The organism is Duganella sp. LjRoot269 (genome assembly GCF_964254095.1).
Lineage (GTDB): Bacteria > Pseudomonadota > Gammaproteobacteria > Burkholderiales > Burkholderiaceae_D > Rugamonas > Rugamonas hordei.
Window position 1 is genome coordinate 3,141,311 of the sequence record NZ_CAXUSL020000001.1, and the last position, 17,237, is coordinate 3,158,547.

The 17,237-nt window shown below is 66.2% G+C and carries 8 protein-coding genes and 2 pseudogenes; 9 read left to right on the forward strand and 1 reads right to left on the reverse strand.

The annotated features are described in order from the left end of the window. Window positions 1-17: 17 nt before the first annotated feature. Window positions 18-776 carry an SDR family oxidoreductase gene (locus ACSQ3S_RS14170; protein ID WP_176650224.1) on the reverse strand — a complete coding sequence of 253 codons (759 nt, stop codon included), beginning with the start codon at window positions 774-776 and terminating at the stop codon, window positions 18-20. A gap of 110 nt (window positions 777-886) precedes the next feature. Here ACSQ3S_RS14170 and ACSQ3S_RS14175 point away from each other — a divergent pair, with 110 nt between their 5' ends. The 9 genes and pseudogenes from ACSQ3S_RS14175 (at window position 887) to ACSQ3S_RS14215 (ending at window position 17,235) form a co-directional block, all read left to right on the forward strand. Further along, window positions 887-1,483, forward strand: a complete 597-nt coding sequence (locus ACSQ3S_RS14175) for a TetR/AcrR family transcriptional regulator (RefSeq protein WP_436142747.1) — start codon at window positions 887-889, stop codon at window positions 1,481-1,483. A 112-nt stretch (window positions 1,484-1,595) separates the two neighbouring features. Further along, window positions 1,596-2,606, forward strand: a pseudogene (locus ACSQ3S_RS14180) (purine-nucleoside phosphorylase); the annotation flags it as partial. Window positions 2,607-2,669: 63 nt separating this feature from the next. Next, window positions 2,670-3,602, forward strand: a pseudogene (locus tag ACSQ3S_RS14185) (purine-nucleoside phosphorylase); the annotation flags it as partial. Window positions 3,603-3,754: 152 nt separating this feature from the next. Beyond that, complete coding sequence (locus ACSQ3S_RS14190; RefSeq protein ID WP_436145020.1) at window positions 3,755-4,591, forward strand: creatininase family protein; 837 nt, start codon at window positions 3,755-3,757, stop codon at window positions 4,589-4,591. Between the two features lie 46 nt (window positions 4,592-4,637). After that, window positions 4,638-5,945 (forward strand): beta-propeller fold lactonase family protein, encoded by a 1,308-nt coding sequence (locus ACSQ3S_RS14195; protein WP_436142748.1) that lies wholly within the window; start codon window positions 4,638-4,640, stop codon window positions 5,943-5,945. Window positions 5,946-6,052: 107 nt separating this feature from the next. Then, entirely contained in the window at window positions 6,053-6,973 is a 921-nt protein-coding gene (locus ACSQ3S_RS14200; RefSeq protein WP_436142749.1) for an MFS transporter, read from the forward strand. A gap of 21 nt (window positions 6,974-6,994) precedes the next feature. Next, window positions 6,995-14,023, forward strand: a complete 7,029-nt coding sequence (locus tag ACSQ3S_RS14205) for an amino acid adenylation domain-containing protein (RefSeq protein ID WP_436142750.1) — start codon at window positions 6,995-6,997, stop codon at window positions 14,021-14,023. A gap of 547 nt (window positions 14,024-14,570) precedes the next feature. Then, entirely contained in the window at window positions 14,571-15,473 is a 903-nt protein-coding gene (locus tag ACSQ3S_RS14210) for an SMP-30/gluconolactonase/LRE family protein (protein ID WP_436142751.1), read from the forward strand. Window positions 15,474-15,603: 130 nt separating this feature from the next. Then, window positions 15,604-17,235 (forward strand): beta-N-acetylhexosaminidase, encoded by a 1,632-nt coding sequence (locus ACSQ3S_RS14215; RefSeq protein WP_436142752.1) that lies wholly within the window; start codon window positions 15,604-15,606, stop codon window positions 17,233-17,235. Window positions 17,236-17,237 lie beyond the last annotated feature (2 nt).

Here is a 17,237-nt window from a genome sequence, read left to right on the forward strand (position 1 = left end):
TTGTTGCTTGTCGCTCGTCAGACACCGAGCCCGCCGGCAACATCGTGAATGCCGCCGGTGATATAGCCGCCTTGGGGACCCGCCAGAAAACACACCAGCGCCGAGACCTCCTCAAGCGTGGCGATGCGGCGAATCGGGTGCAGATCCAGCAGTGCAGGGGGAATGCCATCGCCCAACACGTCTGCCGCCATGTCGGTCGGCATCACGCCGGGCTGGATGACGTTGACGGTGATGTCGCGTCCGCCCAGGTCCCGGGCGACGCCACGCGCATAGCCGGCGACCGCCGCCTTGGTCCCCGCATAGTCGGCGGCGCCGGCGAACGGGACGCGGGTGCCCAGCAGGGAACCGATGAAGATGATGCGGCCGCCGTGCGACAGCGCCGGCGCTGCGGCGCGCGTGGTGGCGACCGTGCCCATGACGTTGACCTGCCACTGGCGATCGAGGTTGACCGTGTCGAGATCAGGGTCGTCGACCTTCTTGCCCTGCACCGCGATCGCTGCGTTGTTGACGAGGATGTCCAGTCGGCCGAAGTGGGCCATCACCTGTTCAATCAACGGTTTGGCGGCAGCCATGTCGGCCTGATCGCTCTGGATCGCGATGGCGCGCACGCCTTTCGCCTTCAGTTTCTCGACCACCGCTTCCGCCTTTTCTTTGGAGGCGACATAGGTAATCGCCACGTCCGCTCCCTGGTCCGCCAGCGCTTCCGCCGTCACGGCACCGAGTCCGCGCGATCCGCCCGTCACCAGTGCGACCTTGCTCTTCAATAGTTGCATCATAAAACCCCTTTAATTTCATAACGATCATTACAGTAACGAATGGTATATAATTCCGGAGTTGCATGTCAAGTAATTTCGTAACGAGCATTATGTAAATTGGAGGTGGTCAGATGGGGCGCCATCGCGAATATGATGTGGAGGAAGTGCTCGACGCCGCGCTGTGCGTTTTCTGGCGCAAGGGCTATGAGGGCACTTCTTATGCCGACCTGACCGCAGCTGCCGGCGTGGAGCGGCCAGCCTTGTATTCGGCATTTGGTAACAAGGAAGCGATGTTCCGCCAGGTACTGGCGCGCTACCACGAGCGCTACATGAACCATATCCCGGAGGCGCTTGCGCTTCCGACCTCGCGGGAAGTGGCCGCGCACCTGCTCTACAGTTCGCTTGAAATGAATACCCGCTATCCCGACCGGACCGGGTGCCTGGGTATCAACGGGGCGGTGGCGGGGGCGGATGAATCGGAACCCGTGCGCCAGGCGCTGATCGAATTTCGCGCGGCCGGCGAGATGCAACTGCGCGAACGCTTCGAACGTGCCAAGGCGGAAGGTGACCTGCCGCCAAGTGCCAAGCCGGATGCGCTGGCGGCATTCCTGATGGCCGTGCTGCACGGCATGGCACTGCAGGCTAAGGCCGGTTTCAGTCGCGACATGCTCAAAGGTGTTGCCGACCAGGCGCTGTCGACTTGGCCTGGATCAACTTCCGCGCCATAGCAAAGGCTTCCCAGCCGCCTCGCGTCGCACAGCGCTGGTGCAAATTGGGGCTTGCAAGATGGCATATAGTTTGCATGTGGCATTGCAACTCGTTTAACAGGTGCCTCAAACAATGCCATCTCCCGTCGTGTGCCATCTCCGTCTCTTTTTACTTTGCTTAGCCTTGGGCAGCACCACCGGCCCGGCCAGCGCAGCCGCACACGGGCCGCGCCCGGTGAAGGTCATGTTGATCAGCATGTTCGCGCAGGAAGCGGCGGTCTGGACCGACAAGCTCGGGCTGGATCAGACGATCCCGGTGCCGGGGTTGTCGCCGCTCTACCCGGTGGTGCGTTGTAACAATGACGACGTCTGCCAGATGACCACCGACATGGGCAAGGCCAACGCCTCGGCCTCGGTGTCGGCGCTGGCGCACAGCGGTCTGTTCGACCTCAGGCAAACCTATTTCATCATCGCCGGGATTGCGGGCGTCGATCCGGCCCAGGGCACGACGGGCACCGCGGCATGGTCGCGTTATCTGGTGGATTCGGACCTGGCGTGGGAGTTGGATGCCCGCGAGCGCCCGGCCGGCTGGTCGACCGGCTATCTCGGCATCAACACCAAGACGCCAGGCGTCAAGCCGCCGCTCGGCTATGGCACCGAGGTGTACAAGCTCAACGACCGTTTGCTGGACAAGGCGCTGTCGTTGTCGCGCGGCGCGGCGCTGGCCGATTCCGCCGAGGCCAAGGCGTATCGCGCGCTTTACGCGGCCGCGCCCGGCAACCAGCCGCCGCAGGTCACGCAGTGCGATTCCATGACGGGCAATAACTGGTACCACGGCGATTTGCTCGGGCAGCGGGCGCGCGACTGGTTCAAGCTGCTCACCGACGGCCAGGGCACATATTGCATGAGCTCCCAGGAAGACAACGCAAGCTACACCGCGTTGAAGCGCGCCGCCGGCGCCGGTTTGCTGGACGACCAGCGCGTGGCGGTACTGCGCACGGCCTCCAACTTCGACCGTCCGCATCCGGGCCAGACGCCGCTGGCATCGTTGTCCGCCAAGTCAGGAGGCTTCCCGATCGCGCTGCGGAACCTGTATCTGGCGGCCGCTCCGCTGGTGCGCGACATCGTCGAACATTGGCCGGACAGCAAACAGATCGACAGCGCTCCGGTCGGCGGAGCGGGCGGTGCGCCGTTGGCGCCGAAGGTAATGATCGTCAACATGTTCAGCGGCGAAGCCGCTCCCTTCATCAAGGCGCTGCGGCTGACGACCGGCCACAAGGTGCCGGGCTTGTCGCCGCGCTATCCCGAAGTGCTGTGCGACCGCGACAATATTTGCCAGGTCACCACCGACATGGGCTACAGCAACGCTGCCGCCACCATGAGCGCCTTGTTCTACGCCAGCGGTTTCGACCTGCGCAATACCTACTTCATCATTGCCGGCATCGCCGGCATCAATCCGAACCTGGGCACCGTCGGTTCGACCACCTGGGCCGACTACGCCATCGACTATTCGCTGGCGCACGAGATCGATGCCCGCGAAATGCCTGCGGGCTGGGCCTCGGGCTACTTCGGCATCGACACCGATTCGCCGTCCAGGAAGCCGGCGTTCCGCTATCGCACCGAGGTGTTCCAGCTCAACCGTCAACTGGTGACGCGCGCCTTCGACCTGTCCAAAAATGTCGCGCTGGGCGACTCGGATGCCGCGCGGACCTATCGCGCCGGCTTTACCAGCGGCCCAGCCAACCAGCCGCCGACGGTGCTGCGCTGCGATACCGTGTCGACCGACACCTGGTTCGGCGGCAGCGCGCTGGCGAGCCGGGCGCAAGCCTGGTCGTCGCTGCTTACCGACGGCAAGGCCTCGTACTGCACCGCCCAGCAAGAGGACAATTCGACGCTCGAGGTGCTGAGGCGCGCCGACGCGGCCGGGAAGGCCGATTTCAAGAGGGTGCTGATCTTGCGCGCCGGCTCGGACGTGGACCGGCCGCATCGGGGGCAAACCAACAGCGATGTACTACTGAACTACACCCAGCAGGGCGGCTTCGAGCCGGCCGCCGCGAACCTGCTGCTGACCGCCCAGCCAGTCATCAAGGAGATTGTCGATCAATGGGGAGACTGGAAGAAGGGCGTCCCCGGGCGTTAAACGCTTCTGTCTTGCCAAGTTGATAGTGCCATGCTCTGCCGGATCGCTTAAAATTGTCATCTGCCGCTATACTTGGACGGCAAGGGCAGGTCCACGTCGCAGAGCGAGGTATTGTGAGGAACAACTTGGGTGATGAAAATACGCGGGGCTGGATGTTGAGCGGTGTCCGCCATTTCGCCGGCCTCCTTGTGGCCGCGGCTTCATTGCTGATGCCGCCGGTAATGGCGGCCACCTCCGGCGCCAGCGCCAGCGTCATGTTGGAAGAGCTCACCAGCACTGAATTGCGCAGCCGCATCGAGCACGGCGCGACCACGATCCTGATCCCCATCGGCGGCGTAGAGCAGAGCGGCCCCTACATCGCGCTCGGCAAGCACAACGTCCGCGCCGGCATCATCGCGGCCATGATTGCCCAGAAACTCGGCAATACGATGGTCGCGCCGGTGGTATCCTACGTGCCGGAAGGCGCGGTCAATCCACCGGCCGGTCACATGCGGTTTAGCGGCACCATTTCGATCCCGACCTCAGCTTTCGAGGCGCTGCTCGAGGGCGCGGCGGCGAGTTTTCGTCAGCACGGCTTTCGCGACATCATCTTCATCGGTGACCACGGCGGCTATCAGCAAAACGAAGTGAACGTGGCGCAAAAGTTGAACCGCGCCTGGGGCAAGGATGATCCCGCCCGCGCTCACGCGCTGCTCGAATATTACGATATCACCCAGACCGCGTTTGTCGACGATTTGAAAAAGCAAGGCTACAGCAGCGCCGAAATCGGCCTGCACGCTGGACTGAACGATGCTTCCCTGATGCTTGCCACCGCGCCGTCGATGGTGCGCGTCGAGGCGATGTCCCACGGTCCGAAGCCCGGGGTGGCCGATGGCGTGCGCGGCGACGCCACGCGCGCCACCGCTGAACTGGGACGGCTGGGCGTTCAACGCCAGGTCGACGCATCGGTCAACGCGATCAGAACGATCCTTCACGAACGCCACCACTAAGCGACCTGCCGCGCGGGCGCTGCATCGAATATAGGGACTGCATCATATGAAAGCTACCAAACATACTACCAATCCAGCCCGCCACGGGCGCCGCAACCAGCGCCTGGCCATCGCCGGCCTGGGCATACTCGCGTTGTCGGTTGTGGGCCTGTGCAGCCAGTACGCCGGCGCCAAGGGAGCGGCCGCGGCCAGCGCACCGGCCCCGATGGGCGCCTATTTCCCCTTGCCCGGCATGCCGCCGTTGAGCGATCCGGGGAACGTCTACGGCGATACCGGGCCTGATCGCATGAGCGCGGTCGTCAAGGATCACCTGGCGCGCATCTATGTACCCAATCTGCGGTCGAACGATGTTTATGTCATCGATCCGGAGACGCTCAAGGTGGTCGACAAGTTCAAGGTGGGCATCGGCCCGCAGCACGTCGTACCCGCCTACGATCTGCGGACGCTCTGGGTGGCCAACAACGCCGAACGTACCAAACTGGGGAGCCTGACGCCGATAGACCCGCTCAACGGCAAGCCGGGAGCGTCGGTGCCGGTGGAAGATCCATATAATATGTACTTCACACCGGACGGCAAATCAGCCATCGTGGTGGCCGAGGCGGTGCGTCGCCTGGACTTCCGCGATCCCAAGACCATGGCGCTGCAGTATTCGATCGAAACGCCGTCTTGCGGCGGCATCAACCACGCCGATTTTTCCAACGACGGCCGCTACGCCGTGTTCACCTGCGAGTTCGACGGCACCATCGCCAAGATCAACCTGGAGACGCGCAAGGTGGCCGGCTACCTGAAGCTCAAGATGCCGTCCTCGCGGTATTCCGAGGCGGCGTCCGCGGGGGCGCTTGCGTCTGAAATCTGCACCAGCAAAAAAGGTATGCCGCAAGACATACGCATCTCGCCCGACGGTACAAAGTTCTACATAGCCGACATGGAAGCCGATGGCCTGCATGTTGTCGATGGCGCCGCGTTCAAGGAAGTCGGCTTCATTCCTACGGGCGTGGGCACGCACGGCATCTACCCCAGCCGGGATGGCAAGCGCCTGTATGTGGCTAACCGCGGCACCCACCGTATCCACGGCAAACGCAAGGGCAAGGGCAGCGTCAGCGTCGTCGATTTCGCTACCGACAAAGTGGTCGCCAACTGGTCCGTCCCTGGTGGCGGCAGTCCCGACATGGGCAATGTAAGTGTCGACGGCAAATATCTCTGGCTGTCTGGCCGCTTCGATGACGTGGTGTACCGCTTCGACACCGCCAGCGGCGACGTGCGGCAGGTCAAGGTCGGCCAGGAGCCGCATGGCCTGACCGTATGGCCACAACCTGGCAGGTACTCACTGGGCCACACCGGCAACTTGCGTTGAGTGGGGAATCACGCAAAAAACCGATGTGAGAATTCACGCATTTTTGTGGGCTAACAGGATGTTATGCTTCATTGGTGCCGCCCGGCCGTCATTACTCCTGATTCCCCATGCCTGCTTCGCTTCCCCGTATCGCCTCGGAGGACACGTCCTCCGCGTCGCCGTCTGGCTTGCCTTGCGGTGCGTTGGCCGACCTGGTCGATCGGCGCCGCTACCTCATCCTCACCCAGTGCTGGGTGGCGGCGGTGGCGCTGCTGTTGTGGCTGGCGGTCCTGTCCGGGGTCACGTCGCCTGCGTTGCTGCTGGGGCTGACGTTCGCCAACGGCATCGGCCTGGCCATGCGCTGGCCGGTGTTTGCCGCCATCGTGCCGGATCTGGTGCCGCGCGCGCAATTGCCGGCGGCGCTCGCGCTCAACGGCGTATCCATGAACGCTTCGCGCATCATCGGTCCGCTGCTGGCCGGCGCGCTGATCGCGAGTGCCGGCACGGCCTGGGTCTTTGCGCTTAACGCCGTCCTGTCGACGATGGCCGCGCTGCTCATCATGCGCTGGCGCCATGCCCCTGTGCCGAGTCCGGCGCGCGCCGAGCGCCTGTCCGTCGCCATCCTGGCCTGCGTGCGCTTCGCCGTGCAGTCGGCGCCGCTGAAGGCGCTGCTCCTGCCCCGCTGGCGCGAGGCCATGTCACGCGAGACGCTGGTGCTGCGCGGCGCCATCGTGCAGTCGGCCGCGATGTGCGGCGTGGCGTTTTCCACGCACGTCCTGGTTGCCGCGCCCATCATGTTCGTGGCAGGCATGGCCTGGATCGCCACCGCCAACGCGCTGATCGTCTCGGTGCAACTGAGCTTGCCCGACTGGGTGCGGGCGCGCGGCATGGCGATGTATCAGATGGACATCATGGGCGCGAGCGCGGCCGGCGCCGCCTTGTGGGGCCAGGTCGCCGCGCTCGGCGGCCTGCGCACCAGTCTCTTATGCGCGGCCGCCTCCGGTGCGGCCGCCATGCTGCTGGCACACCGCTTCCGCACACCTCGATAACACATCTACGAAAGTCACCTCATGAGCAATAGCACTTACCCGCCAACCGCGGCGACCCTGTCACGCGGCCAGCGCGCCATGTGGTTTTTGTGGAATTTGAATCCCGACGGCGCGGAGTACGGCCTGCCCATGGCATGGACCATCCGCAGCCCGCTCGACGTCGCCGCGCTCGAAGCGTCGTTGCACGACCTGGTCCAGCGCCATCCGGTCCTGCGCACCAGCTACGCCGCGCCGCACGGCGAACTGGTGCAGCTGATCCACCCGCAGGGGCGGGCGGGCTTTCAGCGGATGGACGCCACGGGATGGGATGCGCAGCGGCTGCACGCGCGGCTGACCGAGGCGGCGCACCTGCCTTTCGACCTGAAGAACGGTCCGGTGTTCCGCTGCCACCTGTTTTCCCGTGGCGACGACGAGCATGTGCTGCTGCTCAACAGTCATCACATCGCGACGGACACCTGGTCGTTGATCATCATGATGGAGGAGCTGGGCGTGCTCTATCGCGCGCGGGTAGCGGGGCTGGCGGCCGAGCTGGCGCCGGACGGGCTGTCGTACACCGACTACGTCGCCTGGCAGGATGAGCTGCTGGCGTCGCCGCGCGGCGAGGAACACTGGAGCTACTGGCAATCGCAACTGGCCGCCCCGGCCCATCTGGACCTGCCGACCGACCGTCCCCGTCCGCCGGTCCAGCGCCACGCCGGCGCCGGCCACGCCTTCCAGCTGAGCGAGGAGCTGACCCGGCAGGTACGCGCCCTGGCCAAACAGGAGGACGTGACGTTCTACACGGTGCTGCTGGCGGCGTTCTACGCGGTGCTGTACCGCTACACCGGGCAGGACGACCTGGCCGTCGGCTCGCCGCGCTTCGGCCGCCCGCCGCAGGGCTACGAGCGCACCGTCGGCTATTTCGCCAGCCCGTGCGCGCTGCGCGTCCAGGTGGCCGGGGCGACCCCGTTCGCCCAGTTCCTGCATCAGGTGCGGGAGGTGCTGGTCGGCGCCAAGGATCACCAGGATTTCCCTTTCCCCTTGCTGGTGGAGCGCCTGGGGTTGGCGCGCGATCTGAGCCGCAGCCCGGTGTTCCAGGTCGCCTTCACCTACCAGAAGTCGCAGCTGTCCCACATGCAGGGCGTGGCGGCGGCGCGGATGGGCCTGGCCGGCGCCAGCCTGGACTTGTCGGGCCTGCGGCTCGACTCCTATCCGCTGGAACTGCGCAGCGTCAAGTTCGACCTCGACTTCGTAGTGGAAGAGGTGGACGGCTCGCTGCGCGGCGTGTGCTGGTACAACACGGATCTGTGGGACCCGGACAGCGTCGCGTATCTGGTCGAGCACTTCCAGACCCTGCTGCTCGGCGCCACCCACGCGCCCGACGTCACGCTGGACCGGTTGCCGATGCTGACGCCGCGCGAGCAGCACATCCGCGCCGAACACAACGCCACCGACGCCCCGTTCCCGCAAGCCTGTGCCCATCGCCGGTTCGAGCAGTGGGCGGCGCGCGCGCCGTCGGCGCCGGCGCTGCGCTATGGCGGCGAAACGATGTCCTATGAAGAGCTCAACCGGCGCGCCAATCGCCTGGCGCATCACTTGCGCGGGCTGGGCCTGCAGCGGGGGCAACTGGTTGGCCTGAGCATGGAACGCGGCCAGCCCGAACTGGTGATCGGCGTGCTGGCCATCCTGAAAGCCGGCGGCGCCTACCTGCCGCTGGATCCGGAGTATCCGCAAGACCGGCTGGCTTACATGCTGGACGACGCCGGCGTTGCCCTGCTGCTGACGCAGGCATCGCTGAGCGCGCGCTTGCCTGCGGGCGCCGCGCGGCTGGTGTGCGTCGACACCGACCAGGCCGGCATTGCGGATGCGCCGGACCACAATCCCCAGTCCAGCCCGGCGCCGACCGACCTGGCCTATGTGATTTACACGTCGGGCTCCACCGGACGTCCGAAAGGGGTCATGCTGGAGCATCAAGGCCTGTCGAATCTGGCGCACGCCATGATAGACGGCTTCCAGGTGGCGCCGGACAGCCGGGTGCTGCAGTTCGCCTCGTTCAGCTTCGACGCCTCGGTCAGCGAGATATTCATGACGCTGTGCGCCGGCGCCAGCCTGTGCCTGGCGTCCAAAATGGACTTGATTCCGGGCCCCACGCTGGTTCATACCATCAACCATCATGACGTCTCGGTGGTCACGCTGCCGCCGTCGGTGCTGGCGCTGCTGCAGCCGGCCGACCTGCCGACGCTGAAGACGGTGATCACGGCGGGCGAGGCCTGCAGCCTGGAACTGGTCAAGCGCTGGAGCGCCGGCTGCCGCTTCATCAATGCCTATGGCCCGACCGAGGCCACGGTGTGCGCGACGATGGCCGTGATGCAGCCGCAGGCGACGTGCGTGAGCATCGGCCGGCCGCTGGCCAACACCCGGCTGTATGTGCTGGACCCGCTGCTGCAGCCGGTGCCGCGCGGTGTCGCCGGCGAGCTGTATATCGCCGGCATCGGCCTGGCGCGCGGCTATCTCGGCCGTCCCGATCTCACCGCCGAGCGGTTTGTCGCCAATCCTTTCGGCGCCCCCGGCGAGCGCATGTACAAGACCGGCGACCTGGCCCGCTATCTGCAGGACGGCGGCCTGGAGTTCCTGGGCCGCCTCGATCATCAGGTCAAGATACGCGGCTTCCGCATCGAACTGGGCGAACTCGAAGCCGTCATCGGCGAGCACCCCGGCGTCCGCGACACGCTGGTGATGGCGCGGCGGGAAGCGAACAACGACCAGCGGCTGGTGGCCTACGTCATTGCCCGCGATGGCGCGGTCGTCACCGGCGCCGACCTGCGCGCCCACATGCAGGGCAAGCTGCCGGACTTCATGGTGCCGGCCGCGTTCCAGTTCCTCGATGCCTGGCCGATGACACCCAACGGCAAGATCGACCGGCGCGCGCTGCCGGCGCCCGCCCGCCGGCTCGCCGACGCCGGCATGGCTGCGCCACGCGACCAGCTGGAGCAGCAGATCGCGGCCATCTGGCAACAGGTGCTGAACCTGGCCGCCGTGGGCATCGACGACAGCTTCTTCGACGTCGGCGGCCATTCGATGAGCATCGTGGAGGTCGAGGTGCTGCTCGAGGAGAACCTGGGCCTGACCGTGCCGACCATGGACCTGTTCCGCTTCCCGACCATCCGCGCGCTGGCCAATCACCTGCGCACCTCGCTGAGCCAAGGACAGGACATGGACGCGCAGTCCCGCGAGCGCCGCCCCACTGTGCCGCCAGCCGCCTTCATCGCGCCGGCCGGCACCGAGATCGCCATTGTCGGCATGGCCGGCAAGTTTCCCGGCGCCGCCAACGTGGAGGAATTCTGGCGCAATCTGCGCGCCGGCACCGAGTCCATCACGGAACTGACGGAGCAACAGCTGCTCGAAGCGGGTGTGGACCCGCAACTGTTGCGCGAGCCGCGCTATGTCAGACGCAAGGGCATCCTGGACGACGTGGCCTGTTTCGACGCGCCTTTCTTCGGCTATCCGCCGCGCGAGGCGCAACTGATGGATCCGCAGCAGCGCCTGTTCCTGGAGCTGGGCTGGCAGGCATTGGAGCATGCCGGCTACGGCGGCGCGGCTGACTGCGGCCGCGTCGGCGTGGTCGGCGGTGTCGGACGGGCAGGGTATCTGCAGCATTTCCTCGACACCCGCCCCGAGTCCGCCGCCGAACTGTTCCAGACCACCATCCTGAACGAGAAGGATTTCCTGTCCACCCGCCTGGCCCACAAGCTGAACCTGCGCGGCCCCGCGCTGACGGTGCAGACGGCGTGTTCGACCTCGCTGGTGGCGGTGCACCTCGCCTGCCAGCAACTGCTGCAGGGCGACAGCGACATGGTGCTGGCCGGCGGCGTCTCGATCGAGATTCCGCACGCGACCGGGTATCTCTACCAGGAAGGTCACATCCTGTCGCCGGACGGCCGCTGCCGGGCGTTCGACGCCGGCGCCGGCGGGACGGTGCGCGGCAGCGGCGGGGCGCTGGTCGTGCTCAAACGCTTGAGCGACGCGCAGCGCGACGGCGATACCGTCTGGGCCGTGATCAAGGGCTCGGCCATCAACAACGACGGCAACGGCAAGGTCGGTTTCACGGCGCCCAGCGTGGACGGGCAGGCCGACGTGATCGGGCAGGCGCTGCGCCGGGCCGGCGTCGATCCGCGCAGCATCGGCCTGGTCGAGGCGCATGGCACGGCCACGCCGCTGGGCGATCCGATCGAGGTCGCCGCGCTGACCCAGGCCTATCGCCTCTACACGGCCGACCGGGAATACTGTCTGCTGGGTTCGGCCAAGGCCCATGTCGGCCACCTCGACACGGCGGCCGGCGTCACCGGCTTGATCAAGGCGGTGCTGGCGCTGCACCACGGCGAAGTGCCGGCCATGCCTCATTTCCAGTCGCCCAACCCCAAGCTCGGGCTGGAGCGCAGTCCCTTCCGCATCAACACCGCGCTGGCGCCATGGCCGGTGTCGGCCGCGCCGCGCCGCGCGGCGGTAAGCTCGTTCGGCATCGGCGGCACCAACGCCCACGTCATCCTGGAGCAGGCGCCGCCGGCCCCGCCCACGGCGGGCGGGCTGCCGCATCAGCTGCTGACGCTGTCGGCGAAGTCCGCGACGGCGCTGGACGCGATGAGCCGCAACCTGGCGGACTATTTGCGCGAGCACCCCGGGGCCAACCTGGCCGATATCGCCTATACGCTGCAAGCCGGACGCGCGCCGCTGCCGCACCGGCGCGCCGTGGCGTGCGCCGATGCGGCCGGCGCGGCGGATGCGCTGGCGGCCACGCCCGCGCATCCCGGCTTGACGGCGATGCCGGACGGCGCCGCGCGGGTGGTGTTCCTGTTCCCCGGCCAGGGACTGCAACAAGTAAACATGGGGCGCGGCTTGTATGCGTCCCTGCCCGAATTCCGCGCCGAGGTGGATGCCTGCGCCGAGCTGCTGCAGCCGGTGCTGGGCCTCGATCTGCGCGCCGTGCTGTATCCCGCGCCGGAGGCCGGGGAAGACGCGGCGCGGCAGCTGGCGCAGACGGCGATCACGCAGCCGGCCATGTTCGTGGTGGAGTATGCGCTGGCCCGCCAGCTCATGCACTGGGGCGTGCAGCCGCATGCCATGATGGGGCACAGCCTGGGTGAATACGTGGCGGCCTGCCTGGCCGGCGTCATGTCGCTGTCCGACGCGCTGAAGCTGGTCGCCGCGCGCGGCCAGCTGGTGCAGCGCTTGCCCGCCGGCGCGATGCTGGCGGTCGAGGCCAGCGCCGCGCAGGTGCAGCCCTTCCTCGGCGCCGGGGTGGACCTGGCGGTGGTCAATGGCCCGCGCGCCTGCGTGCTGGCAGGGACCATGGAAGCGATCGCCGCATTGTCGGCTCCGCTGGCGGAGGCCGGCCTGCGCAGCAAGCGCGTGCCGACCTCGCACGCTTTCCACTCCGCCATGCTCGACCCCGTTCTGGACCAGTTCAGGGCACGGTTGGGTGAAGTGGCGCTGCACGCGCCGCGGATTCCCTATATCACCAACGTGACGGGATCGTGGGTGACCGGGGAGCAGGCCACCGATCCCGATCATTGGGTACGGCATATGCGCCAGACCGTGCGCTTTGCCCAAGGACTGGAGCTGCTGCTGGAGACGCCGGACGGCATCTACCTGGAAACCGGTCCGGGACAGACCTTCAGTGGCATCCTTCAACGCCATCCCAACAAACAGAACGTGCGCTTTGCCGGCCCGACGCTGGCCGGCGCCACGGAGCCATCCGACTGCGCCGCCTTGCTGGCCGCCCTGGGGCGGCTCTGGTGCAACGGTGTCGCACCCGATTGGCGGCGCCTGCACGACCATGGGGCGCGTCGCCGTATCGCCTTGCCGGCGTATCCGTTCGACCGCTATCGCTACTGGCCCGAGGCGCGACAGGCGACGACAGCGTCGGCCACGCGCTTCGAGGCCGTAACGCGCGCCGCGCCGGCATCCGCACCGGCGCCGCAATCTTCGTCCCCGCGCCAGCTCGCGCCGCGCGACGCGTTCGAACTGGAAGTGGGCAAGGTATTCGCGGAGATATTGGGCCTGGACGGTCTCGCGCTTGATGATAATTTCTTCGAGCTCGGTGGCAGCTCCCTGTCTTCTCTGAGCGTCATTCTGCGCCTGGAGCAGGCCTTCGATTGCAGCCTGTCCAGCGCGGTCCTGCTGGAACATCCTACGGTCGAAAGCCTGGCCCAGGCGCTGCGTTCCGGCCGCGCGTCGGGCGGTTCACGTCTGGTCGGCATGCGGACCGGCGGCAGCCGCGCGCCTCTGTTCTGCATCCACCCGTATGGCGGCCACACCATGGGCTACGTCGAGTTGACGCGCTGCCTTGGCGCCGATCAGCCGGTGTACGGAGTCCAGGCCCGTGGCTTGCAGGGGGAGGCGGCGCCGTTGGAGCGGATCGAGGAGATGGCGGCGGACTATATTGCCTTGATCAAGTCGCGGCAACCAGCGGGGCCTTATCATCTGGCCGGGCATTCGATGGGCGGATGCATCGCGTACGAGATGGCGCGGCAGCTGCGGCTGGCCGGCGAAGAGGTCGCGCTGCTGGCGCTGATCGACTCGCGCGCGCAAAATGCCAGCGTGCAGCCGCTCTATCGCAACGGTGCGTATGGCCAGCTGGCCGGCATTGACTGGCTCGATGACGACGCTGTGCTGCTTGGTATTCTGCTGCCGCGACTGTCCATGGATTGGGACAGCCTGCGCGACGTCGCGGCAGATGAGCAGTGGCTGCATGTGCTGGAGACGGCCACGCGGCAAGGACTGCTGCCGCCGCAGGCGGGCGTGGGGCAGGTGCGGCAGATGCTTGCCGTGACCAGGGCCAACGACACAGCACTGCGCGCTTACCAGCCGCCGGCCGGCGACACGCCAGTGCTGCTGTTCTGCGGCACCGAGGGTTTCGCCCAACAATTCGGCGAGCCCGAATTGGGGTGGCGCGAGCTGGTCCCGGACGCGCTGGAGGTGGTGAACCTGCCGGGCACTCACCACACCATCATGTCGGGACCGGGCGTGGCGGCGATCGCGGAACGCCTGGCGGGAGCCCTGACGCGCGGCTGACGGCCACTCGCTGTTTTTTGTCTGGTATGACGACGCACAGAACATCACCGCCAAGGCCGCGCTGATGAACACCTATGCGCTCGGCGGCACCTGCGTCTGGGCTATGAGGATGGCACTTTCTGGATGGCGGTAGCCGCTGGAGTGGGCAATGGTGGCGGCGGTACAACAGACGGCAACATCGCCACCACGGGCACCGGCTGCGTGTGGACTGCTAATACCACTTCGACCGCAAACACCAATAAAGCGGCGGCGACGGCTGTCAATGACGGCAATACCAGCACCAGCCTGACCCTCAACGGCGCGGGGGGAAGGCGGAACCCAGGAATGGGAGGCCGCAGGCGTCACCTTCGCGGCGGCTAAGACCATTTCGTCGGTCAAGTTCATCAGCGGCGCGATCGACACCTATGGCAACGAATATTTCGAGTCCGGTTTGAGTTTGCAGTACACAACGAACGGCTCGACTTGGGTAGACTCTGGGTGGGCGGTCAGCCCGGTCTATCCGAACAGCGCGTCGGCTGCCACTGATTTTTCTGTCGAGGAGTACTGCATGCGTTTGATGATTGCGTTTCTGCTGTCGGCGGGATTGTGCCGGACCGCGCCTGCCATGGCGGAGGATTTGTTTGTGGCTACGCCGCTGACAGCGGAACGCAGTTTCACCGCCGGCATAGAAGGGCCGGCGGTGGACGCGGCAGGGAATATCTATGCGGTCAATTTCGGCCGCCAGCAGACCATTGGCATCGTCAGCCCGCAAGGCGTGGCGCGCGAGTTCGCCGTGCTGCCCGGCGCCTCGGTGCCCAATGGCCTGCGCTTCGATCGCCAGGGCGCGCTGTATGTGGCCGACTATGTCGGCCACAATGTTTTCCGCATCGCGCCGGGCACCGCCACGCCGCGGCTGTACGCGCACGAGGCGAAGATGTTCCAGCCGAACGACCTGGCCATCACGATGGATGGCGTGCTGTACGCCAGCGATCCTGACTGGGCCCACAATACCGGCCGCGTGTGGGGCATCGACCGTGACGGCAAGGTCACCCTGGCGGCGGATGGAATGGGTACCGCCAACGGGATTGAGGTGAGCCCGGACGGGCGCACCTTGTATGTGAATGAAAGCGTGCAGCGGAATATCTGGGCCTTCGCCATCGGCGCCGATGGAGCGCTGTCGGACAAGCGGTTGCTGCATCGCTTTGAAGATTTCGGCATGGACGGCATGCGCGTCGATGTCGACGGCAATTTGTACGTAAGCCGTTTTGGCAAGGGCACGGTGGTCAAGCTTGCGCCGGATGGCAAGCTGCTGCAGGAAATCCGCCTGCCGGGCGAGCGCCCCAGCAATCTATGCTTTGGTGGGCCGGACGGCCGCACCGTTTATGTGACCGAAGTCGAGCACCAGCAACTGCTTCAGTTCCGTGTTGACCGTCCGGGCCTGGAGTGGCAGCGGATACAGAGGCGCCAGTGACCAGGCCCGCGCGCGGCATGAGGAATAACCGGCCCTGTGTTTTCATTTTACGTTTGAGGTGAGTATGCGTTTACAAGTTCTTGTGTCATGTTGTTTGGGATTGATGGGGGCTGCGCAGGCCCAGGAGATCGTGCCGTTGCCCGCGCACTTGCAGCGCAATGCCGGCGAGTTTGCGCTGACGTCCGCCACCCGCATCGTCGCCGACGGCATCGCGCAGGCCGAAGCACAAATGCTGCGCGATTACCTGCGGCCGGCCACCGGCTTTGAACTGCCCGTGGTCACGCGCGACGGCGCCAATGCCATCCGCCTCAAACTGGACAGGAAACCGGGCTCGCTGGGCAAGGAAGGCTATCGCCTGGTCAGCGATGCACGCGGCGTGACCATCACCGCCGCCGATCCGGCAGGGCTGTTCTACGGCGTGCAGACACTGCGCCAGATGCTGCCTGCCGATATCTACCGCAAGGCGGAGGTGCGCCGCCGCTGGCAACTGCCGGCCGTCAGCATCGAAGACCAGCCGCGCTTCGGCTGGCGCGGCAGCCATCTGGATACGGCGCGCCACTTCATGCCGAAGAGCTTTGTGCTCAAGCACATCGAGCTGCTGGCGCAGAACAAGATGAACGTGTTCCACTGGCACCTGACCGACGACCAGGGCTGGCGTATCGAGATCAAGCGCTTCCCGCTGCTGACGCAAGTGGGCGCATGGCGCAGCGAGACCCAGCTGACGCCGCGTCCCGGCGACCCTCCGGGCCTGCGCTACGACGGCCAGCCGCACGGCGGCTACTATACGCAGGAGGACATCCGCGAAGTGGTGGCGTATGCCGCCGCGCGCCACATCACGGTGGTGCCGGAGATCGAAATGCCGGGCCATGCGCTGGCCGCGATCGCCGCATATCCTGAACTGGGCAATCAGCCCGGCACGAAGCTGCCTGTCGGCCGCGAATGGGGTGTGATCACGCAGGTGTTCAGTCCAGAGGAAAACACGGTGCGCTTCCTGCGGCAGGTGATGGATGAAGTACTGGCGCTGTTCCCGGGCCAGTACATCCACGTTGGCGGCGACGAGTGCCCGAAAACCGAATGGGCGCATTCGCCGGCGGCGCTGGCGCGCATGAAGACGCTGAAGCTGGTGCCTGCGTCCACCACGCCGGAAGACATCCAGAACTACAAGGACGCACAAGGCAAGCCGGCCGAGCATCCGGCCCTGCATCAGCTGCAAAGCTGGTTCATTGGGCAGATGGACGTCTACCTGGCGCAGCACGGCCGCCGTTTGATCGGCTGGGATGAAATCCTGGAAGGCGGTCTGGCGCAGGGCGCCACGGTGATGAGCTGGCGCGGCGAGGAGGGCGGCCTGAAAGCCGCCAACGCCGGCCATGATGTGGTGATGACGCCGGAGCGCGACACCTATCTCGATTACGCCCAGATCCCGGCCGACACGCCGGGCTACCGCGAGCCGCCGGGCGCGCGCGCGGTCAACACGCTGGACCACGTCTATGCCTACGAGCCGCTGCCTGCCTCCATGCCGCCTGAATTGGCCAAACATGTGCTGGGCAGCCAGGCGCAGTTGTGGACCGAATACATGAACGGGCCGCGCGAGGTTGAATACATGGCTTGGCCGCGTCTGCTGGCCATGGCTGAAGTACTATGGACGCCGAAGTCGCTCAAGGACTACGCCAAGTTCCAACAACGCTTGCCATCCTCGTTGCAGCGCCTGGATGTGCAGGACGTGAATTACCGCACCGCTGACGGCCCACGCTGGCCACGTTGAAA